Source organism: Streptomyces sp. NPDC002138 (assembly GCF_040296485.1).
Classification (GTDB): domain Bacteria; phylum Actinomycetota; class Actinomycetes; order Streptomycetales; family Streptomycetaceae; genus Streptomyces.
This window is the reverse complement of the sequence record NZ_JBEOXE010000108.1, coordinates 1-16,191: the sequence shown is the minus strand read 5'-3', so window position 1 is coordinate 16,191 and position 16,191 is coordinate 1. Positions and strand designations below refer to the sequence as shown.

General features: G+C 73.3%; 13 protein-coding genes. 1 reads left to right on the top strand and 12 read right to left on the bottom strand.

What is annotated here, in order from left to right:
• Positions 1 to 39: 39 nt before the first annotated feature.
• The 12 genes from ABT084_RS38110 to ABT084_RS36120 form a co-directional block, all read right to left on the bottom strand.
• Entirely contained in the window at positions 40 to 387 is a 348-nt protein-coding gene (locus ABT084_RS38110) for a zinc-ribbon domain-containing protein (protein WP_502969280.1), read from the bottom strand.
• A 3-nt stretch (positions 388 to 390) separates the two neighbouring features.
• Positions 391 to 3,231, bottom strand: coding sequence for a serine/threonine-protein kinase (locus ABT084_RS36170; protein ID WP_351053569.1), 2,841 nt, complete (start codon positions 3,229 to 3,231; stop codon positions 391 to 393).
• Complete coding sequence (locus tag ABT084_RS36165; RefSeq protein ID WP_351053577.1) at positions 3,228 to 4,487, bottom strand: hypothetical protein; 1,260 nt, start codon at positions 4,485 to 4,487, stop codon at positions 3,228 to 3,230. Before ABT084_RS36165 ends, ABT084_RS36170 begins: the two co-directional genes overlap by 4 nt.
• 38 nt (positions 4,488 to 4,525) lie before the next feature.
• Positions 4,526 to 5,551, bottom strand: coding sequence for a glutamate ABC transporter substrate-binding protein (locus tag ABT084_RS36160; RefSeq protein ID WP_351053566.1), 1,026 nt, complete (start codon positions 5,549 to 5,551; stop codon positions 4,526 to 4,528).
• Positions 5,552 to 5,556: 5 nt separating this feature from the next.
• On the bottom strand, positions 5,557 to 6,951 hold the full coding sequence (locus ABT084_RS36155; RefSeq protein ID WP_502969279.1) for a GlnX family signal transduction membrane protein: 1,395 nt from the start codon (positions 6,949 to 6,951) through the stop codon (positions 5,557 to 5,559).
• A 169-nt stretch (positions 6,952 to 7,120) separates the two neighbouring features.
• Positions 7,121 to 8,116 carry an N-acetylglucosamine kinase gene (locus tag ABT084_RS36150; RefSeq protein WP_351053563.1) on the bottom strand — a complete coding sequence of 332 codons (996 nt, stop codon included), beginning with the start codon at positions 8,114 to 8,116 and terminating at the stop codon, positions 7,121 to 7,123.
• A complete protein-coding gene (locus ABT084_RS36145; protein ID WP_351053560.1) occupies positions 8,107 to 9,372 on the bottom strand; it encodes a 6-phospho-beta-glucosidase in 1,266 nt (421 codons plus the stop codon). The genes ABT084_RS36150 and ABT084_RS36145 overlap by 10 nt, the downstream gene beginning before the upstream one ends.
• Positions 9,373 to 9,377: 5 nt before the next feature.
• Complete coding sequence (locus tag ABT084_RS36140) at positions 9,378 to 10,295, bottom strand: carbohydrate ABC transporter permease (RefSeq protein WP_502969281.1); 918 nt, start codon at positions 10,293 to 10,295, stop codon at positions 9,378 to 9,380.
• A gap of 1 nt (position 10,296) precedes the next feature.
• A complete protein-coding gene (locus ABT084_RS36135; protein WP_351053557.1) occupies positions 10,297 to 11,238 on the bottom strand; it encodes a carbohydrate ABC transporter permease in 942 nt (313 codons plus the stop codon).
• A 3-nt stretch (positions 11,239 to 11,241) separates the two neighbouring features.
• Positions 11,242 to 12,579, bottom strand: a complete 1,338-nt coding sequence (locus ABT084_RS36130) for an extracellular solute-binding protein (RefSeq protein WP_351053554.1) — start codon at positions 12,577 to 12,579, stop codon at positions 11,242 to 11,244.
• 150 nt (positions 12,580 to 12,729) lie between these two features.
• On the bottom strand, positions 12,730 to 13,959 hold the full coding sequence (locus ABT084_RS36125; protein ID WP_351053551.1) for an ROK family transcriptional regulator: 1,230 nt from the start codon (positions 13,957 to 13,959) through the stop codon (positions 12,730 to 12,732).
• A 228-nt stretch (positions 13,960 to 14,187) separates the two neighbouring features.
• Entirely contained in the window at positions 14,188 to 15,276 is a 1,089-nt protein-coding gene (locus tag ABT084_RS36120) for a mechanosensitive ion channel family protein (protein ID WP_351053549.1), read from the bottom strand.
• A gap of 285 nt (positions 15,277 to 15,561) precedes the next feature.
• Here ABT084_RS36120 and ABT084_RS36115 point away from each other — a divergent pair, with 285 nt between their 5' ends.
• Complete coding sequence (locus ABT084_RS36115; RefSeq protein ID WP_351053546.1) at positions 15,562 to 16,125, top strand: HNH endonuclease; 564 nt, start codon at positions 15,562 to 15,564, stop codon at positions 16,123 to 16,125.
• Positions 16,126 to 16,191: the final 66 nt, after the last annotated feature.

The window sequence follows — 16,191 nt, the reverse complement described above, 5'->3', positions numbered from 1 at the left end:
ACGCGGTCGCCCACGGCCTGGACGCACTCGCGTGGGCCGTCATCGTCTTCGTCCCCGGATACCGGTTCCCGGACCGCGAGGACCCGCCTCGGCCGCGGGGCCCGCCGTGTGGGACGCGTCGGACCAGCCGCCGGGCCCCGAGGGCTCCGGCGCGCCGACGGCGGGCGGGAAGGCCACCGGGGGAGCGGCCGGGGAGGCGGCCGGGGGCGCGGCCGCGGGCGGGGCGGCCGGGGCCGCCGTCGCGCCCGGGGTCAGGGCGACCGTCGGGTGGTCGTCCGGGGGCGGGGGATCCGCGGAGAGGGCGTATCCGCAGACTCCGCAGAAACGGTCACCCTCTTCCAGGGGTTCCGCACAGCTGGGGCAGCCCGACGGCCGATGCATCGACATCACTCACACCCACGTCCGTGGACGGAAACGGTTTGCCCGTTCCACCAGTTCGATCCTCTCCTCGCCCCGCTGCGCCAGACGGGCCAGGACGCGGTACGAGCGTTCCAGGCCGAAGCGCAGCCCCCGCTCGTCCAGTTGGCTGCCGAGCAGCGAGGTCCGGCCGGGGTCCGCACCCCGGCTACCCGACAGTACCCAGTCGAGCGCCGAGCCCAGAACCTCGGCCGTCAGCACCTCGTACCGCACCGCGTCCAGACCGAACCGCCGCAGCGCCTCCACCTGCCCCGCGGCCGCCCGCAGGTCGTCCAGGAGCGGGTCCTCGGGGGAGCGGTCGCGCAAGCGTGCCCGTACGGCCGCCACCCGGGCGGCCGTGTAGTGGATGGACGCCTCCGGTACGGATTCCAGCGTCCGCACCGCCGCCGCCCGGTCCCCGGCGGCCAGCTGTACCCGGGCCAGCCCGAAGGCCGCGCTGACGAAGCCCGGGTCGGTGAGCCACACCAGGCCGTAGTACTCCGCGGCGTTGTCCAACTGGCCCAGGATCTCCGCGCACAGCCCGAGCGCCAGCTTCGGCGCGGGCTCGCCCGGGAAGGCGTCGTAGATCGCGTCGAAGGACAGCGCGGCGACCTCGTCGTCCCCGGTGGCCAGGGAGGCGATCCCGCGCGCCCACACCACGCGCCAGTCGTCGGGGTGGCGGAACTCCAGGTCCGTCAGGGTCTCGCCCGCCACCGCCAGTTCACCCAGCTCCAGGCGGGCCCGCAGCGCGCGCAGCCGCAGCTCGGCGGAGTCGGCGGGCGCCGCCCCCAGCGCGCCCAGCAGGTCGGCGGGCGCGGAGGCCAGCAGCGCGGCCAGGAAACCGGCGTTGGGGTCGGCCGGGTCCACCAGCGGAACCGGCAGGGCCAGCGCCGTCCCCCGCGCGTCCAGCCCGGCGAGCGCGGCCGCTCCGGCGACCCCGGCGGGGTATGCCCGTACGGGCGGCGGGGTCACGCCCGGCGCCACCCGGGGCGCCGGTACGGACGCCGCGGCCGGGGCCGGTCTCGCGGCGACCGCGAGGGCGCCCGGGCCGGCCGTCACATGCGTGGCCGTCGTCGCCAGCGCGGGCACCGGGGCCGCGCCCGTGAAGGACACCGCGGCGGCCGGGGGCTCCGCCGTCACCGGGGAGAGCGCGCCGTGAGCGCCACCCGAAGGGGTGGTCCCGGCGGGCACCGCACGACGGCGCCCCAGCGGCCCGCGGCGCCGGGGCGACACGTCCCGGGCGCCCAGTCGGGACACCTCGGCCCCCGCGTCCTCGGCGAACAGCAGGGTGTCGGTGACCCGCAGCTCCGGGCCGAACAGCGTGGACAGCTGCGGCCGCGGCCGCCCCGTCTGCAGCGCGACCACCTCCCGCAGCACGCCCGTCAGCTGGTCGGCCATCTCCTGCGCCGAGGCGAACCGGCGCCCCGGGTCCGGATCGGTGGCCCGCACCAGCAGCCGGTAGAAGGACTCGTAGCGCCGGAAGACCTCGATGTGATCGGGGTCCGGGAGGCTGTCCACGAACACGTTCGTGTAGCCCTGGAAGTCGAAGGTCAGCACCGCCAGCGTGCGCGCGACGGTGTAGAGGTCGGAGGCCACCGAGGGCCCCAGCTCGGCGACTTCGGGGGCCTGGTAGCCGACCGTGCCGTAGATCGCGGATTCCTCGTCGTCCATCCGCCGGACCGCGCCCATGTCGATGAGCTTGAGCTGGTCGGCCTGCTGGATGGCGTTGTCGACCTTGAAGTCGCAGTACAGCAGGTTGCGGCTGTGCAGGTGCCCGAGCGCCTCCAGCGCCTCGATGCCGTACGCGCAGGCCTGCTCCACGGGCAGCGGATCGCGCCGCCCGTCCGCCTGGCGCCGCTCGTTGGCGATCTCCTTGAGCGATTTGCCGCCGACGTACTCCATCACGATGTACCCGTCCAGCGAGCCGGTCCGCTGGTCCAGGTGCTCCACGAAGTTGTAGATCCGCACGATGTTGGAGTGCTCGATCTCCGCCAGGAAGCGCCGCTCCGAGATGGCCGCGGCCATCGCGTCCTGGTCACCGGTGTCCAGCAGGCCCTTGAGGACCACCCAGCGGTCCGAGACCGCCCGGTCCACCGCGAGGTACACCCAGCCGAGACCGCCGTGCGCGAGGCACCCCGCCACCTCGTACTGCCCGTGCACCACGTCGCCCGAGGCCAGCTTGGGCACGAAGGAGTAGGGGTGCCCGCACTTGGTGCAGAAGCCCTCGGTGCGGCCCGGCCGGTCCCCCCGCGACCGCCCGACGGGCGCCCCGCAGTCCGACTTCGAGCAGAACCGCTTGCGCTCCGGCACCTCGGGGTTCTCCAGCACCGACGCCGAGGGATCCGGGCGCGGCACCTCCGGCACGGACACCAGCCCGGCCCCGAGCCGGCTGCGCCCCGAGGGCCCGCTCGCCGAGCCCGAGCTGCGCACCGACACCGAACGGCCGGACGCGGCGCTCCCCGACAGGGCGCGCGAGAGCCGCCCCGAGACCGAACGCCGGGAGGACGACGAGCGCGAGGACCGCGCGGAGCGGGCCGAGCCCGAGCCGCGCGCCGAGGGCTGCGAGCCCTGGGAACCGCGCGCTCCGGCGCCCCGCGCCGCGCTGGTCATCCCGGTCGGCGGCGACACCAGCTCGGCGGCGCCCGGCGAGGAGGCCCCGGCCGAAGGTGCCGCGCCCGCGGGGGCCGCGGCCGCCGGGGCCGCGCCCGCCGGGGCCGCGCCCGCGCTCGCCAGCGGCGCCAGTCCGCAGGTGTCGCAGTACAGCTCCCCGCCGCCCATGTCCTCGTACGCGCCCGGGCAGCCGGGCCGGCCGCACGGAGTCCCGATCAGGCTCATGCGTCCTCCTTCCCCGGCCCGACAGGCCGGTCCTGCTGCGGCGCCAGTGATTCGGCGGCCGCCTGCTGGTAGCGCAGGACGGCCTGTTCGGCGGCCCGCAGGTCGCAGGGCGCGCTCCACAGCATCCGCCGGGCCGTGTCGTACCGCTCAACGAGCAAAGGGTCCCCGGCCGTTCCGTGCCGGGTCATCTTCGCCCGGTAGGCGTCCAGCCGGCCACGGAGTTCGGCCCGCACCGCCAGCGGCGCGGTCACCGCCGTCAACGATTCGCGGGCCCGGCGCAGTTCGTCCTCGGCCCGCTCCTCCAGGGACTCCAGCAGCGGGGACAGCCGGTGCCACTGGGAGTGGCGCCGGTATTCGGCGGCCGCCGCCAGCTGCTCCTGGAGCACGGTCGGCGGCCCGCTCACCGCGGGCACCTCGGAGGCCGCGATCTTCGCCAGCACCTCGCCGCGCGCGGTCCGCGCCTCCGACAGGGTCCGGTCGGCCCGCGACAGCACGTCGCGCAGACTGATCAGCCGCTGCTCGGCGTCCTGGCGCACGGCCAGGACCGCCTCCACCTCGCGGCGTACGTCCTCCAGCGCGCGCGCCGCCCGGTCGTAGCGCACGGTGTCCGGCCGCCCGCCGCCCGGCGCCGAACTGCCCGGCGCGGGCGTCCAGAAGGCCAGCGGGTCCTCGATGACCCGGGCGCGCAGGTCCGCCAGCTCGGCGGTGATCGCCTCCAGGTCGTCGCCCGAGGGGTGCTCGCCGGGGCGGACGCCGACGGAGTGCGCCAGCGCCCGGGTGCGGTGCAGCTCGGCGGCGAGCAGGTCTATCCGGGCGGGCAGCGCCGACCACACCGTGTCGGCGGCGACCACCATGTCCAGCGAGGCGGCATACAGCTCGTTCATCCGCGCGACCAGCTCGGCCAGCGAGAACCGCTCGGCCAGCTGGGCGCCCTCCACCGCGCCGCCCGCGATCATCACCCCGGCGCCGCGCAGCCGCTCGGTCAGCTCGGCCAGATCCTCCCGGCTGGGCCAGCGGCGCCGCTCGCGCAGCTCCCGGGCGGCGGCGAGCGCCCCGCTGTAGGCGTCGAAGTACGTCCACAGCCGGGTGATGGCCGCGTCGGCGGCGGCCCACCGCTCGCGGGTGACCCCGGTCAGTGCGGCGCCCTCCAGCAGCCGGCGCCCGGCGTGGTCCTGGAGTGCGAGCAGCGAGGTCTCGACGGCCTCGTGCTCCGCGTCGAGCCGGGCCAGCGCGCGGTCGACGTCGTCCCGGTCCATCACCACCGGTCCCGCTCCCTCTGTTGCCGCCACGGCGCTCAGCCGTCCCGGTACTTGGGCGTGGGGGGTCCGGCGATGCCGGGCAGCACGGATTCCAGATGGGTGCGGTAGGCCTTGACCCACTGGCTGGAGTCGCCGCCCGCCCGGTAGCCCTCCAGCACCTTGTTGATCCGGCGCACCAGGTCGGGAGCGTCCTTGTTCACCGCGACGCCGTAGAACTCCTTGGTGAACGGCGATCCGACGAGGCGCACCGTCGGGTCCTGCGCGGCCTGCCCGGCGGCGAGCGCGTTGTCCGTGACGATGCCGTCGACCTCGCCCAACTGGAGCCGCACCAGGCAGTCCAGCTGGTTGGGCACGGTGACGGACACCGAGCCGAAGGCGTTCTCCTTGAGCTTGCTCTCGGCGATGGAACCGGCCGCCGTGCAGATCCTGCGGCCCTTGAGGGAGCCGTCGTAGCCGGTGATGGGCGAGCCCTTGGGGGCCAGCACCTGCTGGCCCGCCTCGAAGTACGCCGTCGAGAAGGCGACGTCCTTGAGCCGGGCGCAGTTGATCGTCATGGTCCGCACGACGATGTCGACCCGGCCCTCCGCCAGTGCGGGTATACGCTGACTGGTCGGGACGGCCCGGTATATCACCGCGTTCTCGTCGCCCAGTATGTCCTTCGCTATGGCCTTGACCAGGGCGATGTCGAAGCCGTCGAGCTTGCCGTCGACCGGATTGCGGTACCCCCAGCGGAAGCTGTTCTGGTCGACGCCCGCGACGAGCTTGCCCGCCGCCTTGATCCGGGCGATGGCCGCGCCGTCCACCCCGGTCGGGCGCAGGCTGGCGTCCGGGTCCTGGCAGGTCTCGTCCGCCGGGGTGGCCGGAGCCACCGCGGGCGCGGCCGCGCCCTCGTGGACCGTCCCGGCGCGCCCCTGCTCCGGGGCGGCCTGGACGAGCGGCAGCAGGACGGCCGCGGCCGTGACCGCGCAGGCGGCGGCCATCGCGCTCACCCCGCCCCAGCCGCGCAGCCGCCGCGGGAGCGGCCCTTCGCCGTCGTTGCGCTCCACCCGGGGCCCTCGCATCCGCATCACCTGTACTCCGAAAGCCTGCGCCCGATACCGAGCAGCGCCGCCGCCGCCCCGAGGACCGCCAGGGCCGCCCCGCCCGTGACCACACCGCCCAGCGCGCCGAGCCCGGACCGGGCCGCCTGCGTGAACTCCCGCTGTTCGTGCGCGACCGCCTGCTCCAGGGAGGCGTCCACCGTGTCGAAGGACGCCCCGCTGCTGTCCTTGCCGCCGATGACCTGGGGCAGCGCGAGGTCGTAGTCGCCCTTGTTGTCGGTCTCCCGGGCGGCCGCGTGGCGTTCCTTCCACTGCTTCACGCCGTCCGCGGCGTGCGCGACGGGGGTCCGCCCGCTCGCGTCGTCGGCGAGCAGCGCGGCCTTCGCCAGGCCCGCGTCGAGGTCCTTCATGTTCTTGGCGAAGTCCACGTCGTATTTGTCGGACTTCTTGTCGTCGGCGAGGACGGCGCCCCGCGCGATCAGCGTCAGGTTCTCATTGGCCCGGGCCTGCAGCGAGGCGATCCGGGCGTCGTTGAGGACCTTCAGCGACTCCTGCCCGCCCGTGCGGGCCTCGCTCAGCTCCGCGCGCGCCACGGTGTGCCCCACGGCCAGCCACAGCAGCACCACCGTGGAGGCGGCCGTCGCGGCCAGCAGCCCGTGGTTGAAGACGCGGTGCGTACGCCGGTAGTTGCGCCGCTGGGCCCAGACCAGGGCCCCGATGGCGAGCACGCCCGTACCGAACGAGCCCACCGGCAGCGCCCGGGCGTCGTCGTAGTCCTGGTAGAGCCGGCCCGTCTCCGACCGGTAGAGCCGCTGGGCGGCGGGCAGCAGCTGGGTGCTCATCTGCTCGTTGGCGTACCGGAGATAGGCGCCGCCGAGCGGCAGCCCCTGCCGGTTGGTGGCCCGGGCCTGCTCTATCAGGCCGGTGTAGCGCGGCAGCTGCTCGCCGAGCAGCGCGATCTCCTTGCGGGACTCCTCGTCGCCGCCGGTGTTCGCCGCCGCGTTGACCAGCAGCCGGGAGGCGTTGGCGATGTCCTTCTCGTAGCGCTCGCGGACCTCGCGCGGTTCCTGGCCGCCGGCCAGGAACCCGCTGGAACTGGCCGTGTCCGCGTCCGCCAGCGAGCGGTAGATGCTCGCGGCGTCCGCGCTGAGCGGCTGGCTGCGGCCGACCACGTCATCGGCGGCGCCGGACCGGTCGGAGATCTCCCAGACGGTCACCACCCCGAAGAGGAGCACCAGCGCGGCCAGGGCCGCCCCGATGATCCGCAGCCGCCCGGGCTCGGTGGTCGCCGCGTCCCGCAGCCGCTCCACGCCCTCCGCCCACGCACTGCGCCGCCCCGGCAGCGCGGGACCGCCGCCGGGCCCCACCGGGCCGGGCGTGGCTGCGGGCGCGGACGCGGGTGCGCGCGATGTGATGGCCACCGTGACCTCCCCCTCGGTCGTGGACTGCTCGGGAGCAGTATGGCCGTAGTGACGGTCCAGCACAGCACCGGTGCTGGATCTTGAGCGGTGTGCCCCCCGTCACCCCTCCACCCGTCTCGACGTATCTACGGCCGCCACAGTTCCAGACGTGACCCGGTCCGGGGCGGGTTCACCCGAAATGGGCACGGAGTTTTCCATAGGCGGCGGCCGGCGCACCGAGCGCGTCCAGCCCCAGCAGCCCCGCGCCCAGCACCGGCGGCGCGGTCACCACCGACACCCGGGCCAGCGGGGCGCGTTCGGCGAGGCCCTGCGCGATCCGGTCGTTGAGCCGGGCGTGACCCGCCGCCAGGACGCTGCCGCCCAGCAGTACGGGCGCCTCCCGGGACAGCAGGTCGAGCCGCCCCAGGGCCACCGCGGCCAGCGCCACCACCTCGTCCGCCTGCCGTTCCACGAGCGCGCGGGCCACCGGGTCGCCCGCCGCGGCCACCGCGAAGAGCACCGGCACCAGTTCGTGCGTGCGCTCGGGTGCGATCGCACCCAGGTGCACCGCCTCGATCAGCTCGGTCATCGAACGCAGCCCGAAGTGCTCCGGCAGGGCGGCGGCCAGCCCGGTCGGGCCGCCGCGCCCGTCCTCGGCCCGCGCCGCCCACCACACGGCCTCGGCGGCGAGCCCGCCCCCGCCGCCCCAGTCGCCGGAGAGCTGGCCCAGCGCGGGGAAGCGGGCGGTGCGCCCGTCGGGCAGCATGCCCACGCAGTTGATCCCGGCGCCGCACACCACCGCGACCCCCAGGGGCGGTTCGCTGCCCGCCAGCCCGGCCCGCAGGATCGCGAAGGTGTCGTTGCGGACCTCGACGCTCCGCCCCCAGCCCCGCGCCCGCAGGGCCTCGGTCAGCTCCTTCTCCTCGACCGGCAGGTCGGCGCCCGCCAGACAGGCCGACACGTGGGCCACCGAGTCCACCGGCAGGCCCAGCGCCCGGCCCTTGGCCACCGCCTCGGCGAGGGCCGGGGCGATCGCGTCGAAAGCCGCTTCGACGCCGACCGCCTGGGGCCGGAAGCCCGGCCCGCGCGAGGTGACGAGCACCGACCCGTCCGCCGCGACGAAGGCGAGGTCGGTCTTGCTGTTGCCCGCGTCGACGGCCAGCAGCACCGCGTCACTCACGCCCATGCCAGGTGCTCCTTGTTGTGCGCGAGGAGCCGGTCGGTCAGCCCCTCGGCCAGGTCGAACTGCCCGACCAGCGGGTGCGCGAGCAGCGCCTTGGCCACGCGCTCGCGGCCGCCGCGCAGGGCGGCGTCCAGCGCGAGGTCCTCGTACGCCGAGACGTGCGCGATCAGCCCCGCGTACAGCGGGTCCAGCCGGGGCACGGCCAGCGGCACCGGGCCCGAGCGGTCCACCCGGGCCTGGACCTCGATCACCGCGTCGTCCGCCAGGAACGGCAGGGTGCCGTTGTTCAGGGTGTTGACGACCTGCACCGGGCTGCCGCCGTCGCCCAGCAGCGCCGCCGCCAGGTCCACCGCGGCCTCGGAGTAGAAGGCCCCGCCCCGCTTGGCCAGCAGCTCCGGCTTCTCATCGAGCGCGGGGTCGGCGTACAGCGCCAGCAGCTCCCGCTCCATCGTGGCGACCTCGGCGGCCCGCGAGGGCTTCTCCCGCATCTCGCGCACGACCTCGTCGTGCGCGTAGTAGTACTTCAGGTAGTACGACGGTACGACGCCGAGCCGGTCCAGGACCGGAGGCGGCAGCCGCAGGTCGGCGGCGATCCCCGCGCCGTGCTCCGCGAGCAGCCGGGGCATCAGGTCCTCCCCGCCGGGGCCGCCGCGGCGCACCCCCAGCTCCCAGGTGAGGTGGTTCAGACCGACGTGGTCCAGGTGCAGCTCACCCGGGGCCATGCCGAGCAGCGCGGCGAACGTCCGCTGGAGGTGGATCGCCACGTTGCACAGGCCGACCGCCTTGTGCCCCGCCTGGAGCAGGGCGCGGGTGACGATGCCGACCGGGTTGGTGAAGTCGATGATCCAGGCGTCCGGGTTGGCGCGCCGGATCCGCTCGGCGATGTCGAGGACGACCGGAACGGTGCGCAGCGCCTTGGCGAGCCCGCCCGCGCCCGTGGTCTCCTGGCCCACGCAGCCGCACTCCAGCGGCCAGGTCTCGTCCCGCTGCCGGGCCGCCTGGCCGCCCACGCGCAGCTGGAGCAGGACGGCGTCGGCGTCCGCCACGCCCGCGTCCAGGTCGGAGGTGGTGGTGATCAGGCCGGGGTGGCCCTGCCGGGCGAAGATCCGCCGGGCGAGCCCGCCGACCAGCTCCAGCCGGTCGGCGGCGGGGTCGATCAGCACCAGCTCGCCGATCGGCAGGGTGTCGCGCAGCCGCGCGAAGCCGTCGATCAGTTCGGGGGTGTACGTGGAACCGCCGCCCACCACTGCGAGTTTCATCGTTTCTAACCTTTCACTCCGGTCAGCGTGACGCCCTCGACGAACGCCTTCTGGGCGAAGAAGAAGAGGACGATCACGGGGGCCATGACCAGTACGGTCGCGGCCATGGTCAGGTTCCAGTTGGTGTGGTGCGCGCCCTTGAAGGACTCCAGCCCGTAGCTGAGGGTCCAGGCGGCCGGGTTGTCGGAGGCGTAGATCTGCGGGCCGAAGTAGTCGTTCCAGGCGCAGAAGAACTGGAACAGCGCGACCGCGGCGATCCCGGGCTTGGCCATGGGCAGCACGACCCGCAGCAGCGTACGGACCTCCCCGCAGCCGTCGACCCGCGCCGCGTCGAGGTACTCGTCGGGGATGGTCAGCAGGAACTGGCGGAGCAGGAAGATGGAGAAGGCGTCCCCGAAGGCCATCGGGATGATCAGCGGCCACAGCGTGCCGGACAGGTCGAGCTGCTTGGCCCAGAAGAGGTACATGGGGATGACCACCACCTGCGGCGGCAGCATCATCATCGAGATCACCAGCAGCAGGGAGAGCCGTCGGCCGCGGAAGCGGAACTTGGCCAGCGCGTAGGCGACGGGCACCGAGGACACCACGGTGAGCAGCGTGCCGAGCCCCGCGTACAGCAGGGTGTTGCGCCACCACAGGAGGAATCCGGGGGTGTGCCACACCTTCGCGTAGTTGCCCCACTCCCAGGTGTGCGGCCACAGATCCCGGGTGAGGGCCTGCTGGTTGCTCATCACCGAGGTGAGGAAGAGGAAGACGAAGGGGAGGACGAAGAACAGCGCGGCGGCCACCCCGAGGGAGTGCACCGCGACCCAGTGCAGCACCTCCTTGCGGCGGTGGCGGGCCGCGTCCCGCCCGGAGGCGCGCGCGGCCGGGGCCGGCGCCGTCCGAGGGGACGACGGGGTCGTTCCGGTGGTCACGGCCATCTCAGTCACCGCTTCCGATCAGTCCGCCGCGGCGCCGCATCAGGAGCGCGGTGAAGGCCATGGACAGGGCGAAGAGGACGAGCGCGATCACACAGGCGGTGCCGTAGTCGAAGCGCTGGAATCCGAGGTTGTAGACGAGCTGGGGCAGGGTCAGCGTGGACTTGTCCGGGTAGCCGGGCTCGAACTGCTGGCCCGAACCGCCGATCACCCCGGCCGCCACCTTCCCCGCGATCAGCGGCTGCGTGTAGTACTGCATGGCCTGGATGACCCCGGTGACCACCGCGAACAGGATGATCGGGGAGATGTTCGGCAGGGTGATGTGCCGGAACCGCGCCCAGGACCCGGCCCCGTCCAGCTCCGCGGCCTCGTACTGCTCCTTCGGTACGTCGAGCAGCGCGGCCATGAAGATCACCATCAGGTCGCCCACCCCCCACAGCGCCAGCGCGGTCAGCGCGGGCTTGGACCAGTCGGCGTCGGTGAACCAGCCCGGCGCGGGCAGCCCGATCGCTTCCAGCCCGGTGTTGACCGGCCCGGTACCGGGGTTGAGCAGGAAGACGAAGCCGAGGGTCGCGGCGACCGGCGGGGCCAGGTAGGGCAGGTAGAAGAGGGTGCGGAAGACCCCGGCCCCCGTCTTGATCTTCGTGATGAGCAGGCCGACGCCGAGGCCGAAGAGCACCCGGCAGGTCACCATGATCACGACCAGCCACAGCGTGTTGCGCATCGCCGGCCAGAACATCGGGGACTTGGTGAACACGTACGACCAGTTGGCCAGGCCGTTGAAGACCGCCGGGCGGAAGCCGTCGTACTGCATGAAGGAGAAGTACACGGTGGACAGCAGCGGGTAGGCGAAGAAGACCGCGAACCCGATCAGCCACGGGGACATGAAGGCCGCGGTCCGCAGCGCGGAGCGGCGCCGCTTCGCGCGCAGGGTGAAGGTCGTCATGGGCTACTCGGCCTTCGCGATGTCCGTGTCGATCTGCTGGTCGGTCTTGGCGAGCCCGGCCCGGAGGTCGGGCACGGCGCCCTTCTCGACCCCGTACGCGAAGTCCGCGAAGGTCAGCTGGTAGGTGCCGCCGTCGGCCTGGGCCGGGGTGGTGTTCGACTTCGCGTGCTTGGCGATGTCGATGAAGGTCTTGAACTCCGGCGTGACCTGGAGCTTGGGCGAGTCCAGGGCGGCGAGCGTGGAGGGGATGTTGTGGATGTCGTTGGAGAAGGCCACCACCGCGTCGGTGTCGGTGGTCATGTACTTCACCAGCTCCCAGGCGGCGTTCTGCTTGGGGCTCTTGGCGGCGATGCCCATGACGGTGCCGGACAGGTAGCCCTTGCCGTAGTCGTCCAGCTGGTCGTCCGGGACGGGCATCGGCGCGGTGGCGATCTCGAACTTCGCCCCGGCCGCCTTCGCCATGGCGGCCCGCCACTCGCCGTCGATCTGCATGGCGACCAGTCCCTTGTGGAAGGGGTGTTCGGGACTCCACTCGTCACCGAAGGTCGTGCGGAACTTCTCCAGCTTGTCGTAGCCGCCCAGCTTGGCGACCAGGTCCTTCTGCGCGTTCAGCATCTTCGTGAAGGCGGGGTCCTTGGCCAGGTTCGACTTCCCGTCGGCGCCGAAGTACGTCGGGCTCCACTGCGCGGCCAGCCGCATCGGGGTGGTCTCGTACCCGTGGAAGGTGGGCATCAGGCCGAGCTGTTCGTAGGTGTCGCCGCTCTGCTTGGTGAGCGTCTGCGCGTCCGCGACGAACTGGCTCCAGGTCTTGGGGGGTTCGGTGATCCCGGCGGCGGTGAAGGCGGTCTTGTTGTACACGAGGCCGTAGGCGTCGTTGAGCAGCGGCAGCGTGCACTGGTTGCCCTTGAACTGGGTGTACTCCAGCAGGGTCTTGGGGAAGATCTTCGTCTTGTCGAGGCCCGACTTCGCGAGGAAGGGGTTCAGGTCCGCGAAGGCCTGCGAGGTGCAGAACTTGCCGACGCTGTCGGTGCTGAAGGACGACACGACGTCCGGGGCCTTGCTGCCGCCCGCCCGCAGCGCCTGGTTGATCTTCTCGTCGGTCATGTTGCCGGTGACCTTGACCTTGATCCTGGGGTGCGCCTTCTCGAACCGCTCGATGTTGGCTTCGATGGCCTTGACCTCGCGGGGCTCCACCCAGCCGTGCCAGAAGTTGAGGGTGACCTCCTTGTCCGGGTCGTCGGAGGAGGCGGCGCCGCTCTGCCCGGTACACCCGGTGGCGAGGGCGGATATCGCGGTGAGGGCGGCCGCGAGGGTGGTGAGGCGGCGGGTGCGTCCGGGCATGGCGGTGTCTCTCTCTGCGCGGGGAACTTCCGGTCGGGGTCCAGCGGGAGAAGCGTGGAGGAGCGGGCGGAGCGGGGGTGGGGCGGGCGGAGCGGGGAGGTGCGGGGTGGGGCGGGAGGGGCCGGTGGTCCGGGTGTGACGCGCGGTCGGTCAGCGGGAGGTGTCGAACACTTCGTCGCGGGTGGCGGCGAGCGCGCTCTCCAGCGCGCCGCGCAGCACGGGGCGTTCGCGCACCTCGCCGGTCACCAGCCGCGGCCGCGAGGGGGCGAAGTCGGCGAGCTCGGCTTCGATCAGCTCGCGCAGCAGGTCCCCGCCCGCGGCGGTCACGGACCCGGAGAGCACCACGATCTCCGGGTCCAGCACGGCGACCAGCGAGGCGAGACCGGTGGCGAGCGCGGTGGCGTACGACTCCAGCAGCCGCAGGTACGGTCCCACGGGCTCGGCGGCGGCCCGCTCCAGCAGCTCCACCGCACTCGCCACCTCGGCCGCGTGGCCCGGCGTGCCCGGCGCGGGCGGCTGCGTCCGCGGCATCTCCAGGCCCAGCCCGGCGGCCAGGGCGGGCAGCACTTCCACGCCCGCCAGCTCCTGGTAGCCGCCCGAGTTCTCCCGGGTCACGTGGCGCAGCAGCGGACGCCCGGGCACCGGCAGGTAGCCGACCTCGCCCGCGCCGCCGGTCCAGCCCCGGTGCAGGCGTCCGCCGATGACGAGGGCGGCGCCCAGGCCCTCCTCGTTCCACAGCAGGACGAAGTCCTCGTGGCCGCGGGCCGCGCCCAGGCGCTGCTCGGCGATCGCGGCGAGGTTCACGTCGTTCTCGTACTCGACCGGCATCGGCAGCGCCGCCGCCAGCTCCTCCAGGAGGGTGGGGGAGTGCCAGCCGGGCAGGTGGTCGGCGTAGCGCAGGACCCCGGTGCGCGGGTCGAAGGAGCCCGGGGTGGCGATCACCAGGCGGTGGACGTCGGAGCGCTGGAGCCCGGCCGCCTTGACGGCCTCGCCGAGGGCCTGGGTGACCTGGTCCACGACGGGGGTGCCGGGGCCCGGGTTGGGCAGCTCGCAGCTGCCGGCCACCGTGCCCGTGAGGTCGGCGACGGAGGCGATGATGCGGCCCGGGGTGACGTCGAGCCCGGCGACATGGGCCGCCCGCGCGTTGATGGCGTACAGCTGGGCGTTGGGGCCGGGGCGCCCGGTGGCGGTGCCGGTGGCGACGACGAGGCCGCGGGCCTCCAGCCGGGCGAGCAGCTGGGACGCGGTGGGCTTCGACAGCCCGGTGAGCCGGCCGATCCGGGTCCGGGACAGGGGGCCGTGGGCCAGCAGCAGGTCCAGCGCGGCGCGGTCGTTCATCGCGCGCAACAGGCTGGGGGTTCCAGGGGTGGTGCCGGCCATGGGGTGATCTCTCCCAACCGCAGGTGAACTGTTAGGTAAGTTTCCTATCAGCTGGGAGCCCTGTCAATGGCGGTGCGTCATCGGGGTCACCGGGGTCGTCGGGGCGTCGTCGGGGCCCTCGGGCGCCCCATGGTGCACCAAAAGGAGCTGCCCCGCGGACACGGTCCGCGGGGCAGCTGGGTCGTCCGGACGAAGAAGGGGGGAGAAGCGGTCTTCGGCCGCCCGTTCCTACTTGGTGATGCGGGGCATCCCGCCGCCGGCGGCCGACGGGATCGGGGTGGTGGCCATCGACTGCGGCGAGGCCGGGTTCGCCAGCGCGGACGGCGCGGCGACGGCGGCGGACGGGTCCACCGCCTCCTCCTCGTCCGCCGGGGCGGGCATCCCGCCGATGATCCGGATGTCCGCCTCGTCGAAGGCGTCCTTGATCCGCCAGCGCAGCTCGCGCTCCACGGCGAACTGCTGGCCGGGCATCGTCTTCGCGGACACCTTCAGGGTCATCGACGCGAGCAGCACCTCGTCCAGCCCCAGCACCTCGACCGGCCCCCAGAGCCGCTCGTTCCACGGGGTGTCCTTCGCCATGTCCTGCGAGACCTCCTCGATCACCTCGCGGATGCGGGACATGCTCTCGGACGGCTTGACCTGGACGTCCACGGTCGCGGTCGACCAGCCCTGGCTGAGGTTGCCGATCCGCTTGATCTCGCCGTTGCGGACGTACCAGATCTCGCCGTTCTCCCCGCGCAGCTTGGTCACGCGCAGGCCGACCTCGATGACCTCGCCGGAGGCCACCCCGGCGTCGATCTTGTCCCCGACGCCGTACTGGTCCTCGAGGATCATGAACACGCCGGACAGGAAGTCGGTGACCAGGTTCCGCGCACCGAAACCGATGGCCACGCCGGCCACACCGGCACTCGCCAGCAGCGGGCCGAGATTGATGTCGAGGGCGCCGAGCACCATCAGCCCGGCCGTGCCCAGGATCAGGAAGGACGCCACCGAGCGCAGCACGGACCCGATCGCCTCGGAGCGCTGGCGCCGCCGCTCGGCGTTGACCAGCAGCCCGCCCAGGGCCGTGCCCTCGACGGCCTCGGCGCCGCGGTTCATCCGGCCTATGAGCTTGGTGAGCGACTTGCGGACCACCGAGCGCAGGGCCGCCGCGATCACGATGATCAGCAGGATCTTCAGGCCGAGGAACAGCCAGTCGGCCCAGTTCTCCTGGATGAAACCGGCGGCGTTGTTGACGCTCTGTGTGGCTTCGTCGGTGGTGCGGGGTACGACCGGGACGTCGTCGGCCAGCGGGTACAGGGCGGCGGGCGAGGGCACGGCAGGAACCTCCAGGCATAGCGGTCTGCCCGCCGGGGGCAACCCCGGACGAAGTCCCGGGGTGGATGCGCGGGCAGACCAACCACACTAACGGGGCAATCGCACGACCCTCGTGCCGTGTTCGAGGGAGAGACCGGGCTCACCCGGGGATGCCGTGCATGTGGTGGAAAACACCTCCGACCCGTTACAGGCGCGTGGTGGCGCTTCGACCAGCGGTAAGGAGAGACTGGAAGGCAGATCGTCCCGGCGCGAGCCACGCGCCGCCGACGTACAAGGAGGCAGTCCGTGCCGCACGTCCTGGTCCTCAACGCGTCGTACGAGCCCCTCGGCGTCGTACCGCTCCGCCGCGCGCTCGTCCTCGTCCTGGAGAACAAAGCGGTCTCCCTCGAGGAATCCGGCGCCTTTCTGCACAGCTCGACGAGAGTCGTCCCCGCGCCCAGCGTGGTCAGGCTCAAGCGATTTGTGCGGGTCCCCTACCGGGGGCCCGTTCCACTCACCCGGCGCGCGCTGTTCGCCCGCGACGGCGGCCGCTGCATGTACTGCGGGGCCGTCGCCACCAGCGTCGACCACGTCATCCCGCGCAGCCGGGGCGGGCAGCACGCCTGGGACAACGTCGTCGCCGCGTGCCGCCGCTGCAACCACGTCAAGGCCGACCGGCACCTGCTGGAGCTGGGCTGGCGGCTGCGCCACCAGCCCGCACCGCCGTCGGGTCTGGCCTGGCGGATCATCGGGACGGGCCACCGGGACCCGTGCTGGATGCCCTACCTCCAGCCGTACGGGGCCGACGACGCCCTCGACCGCATCGGCGTGGGCGTGTCCGATCCGGGGCGCGTCGCGGCGGCGTCCTGACGCCCGGGCGGCCCGGCCACAGACCGCTCAGGCCGACACGGGCACCATCACGCCGTTCACGCCGAC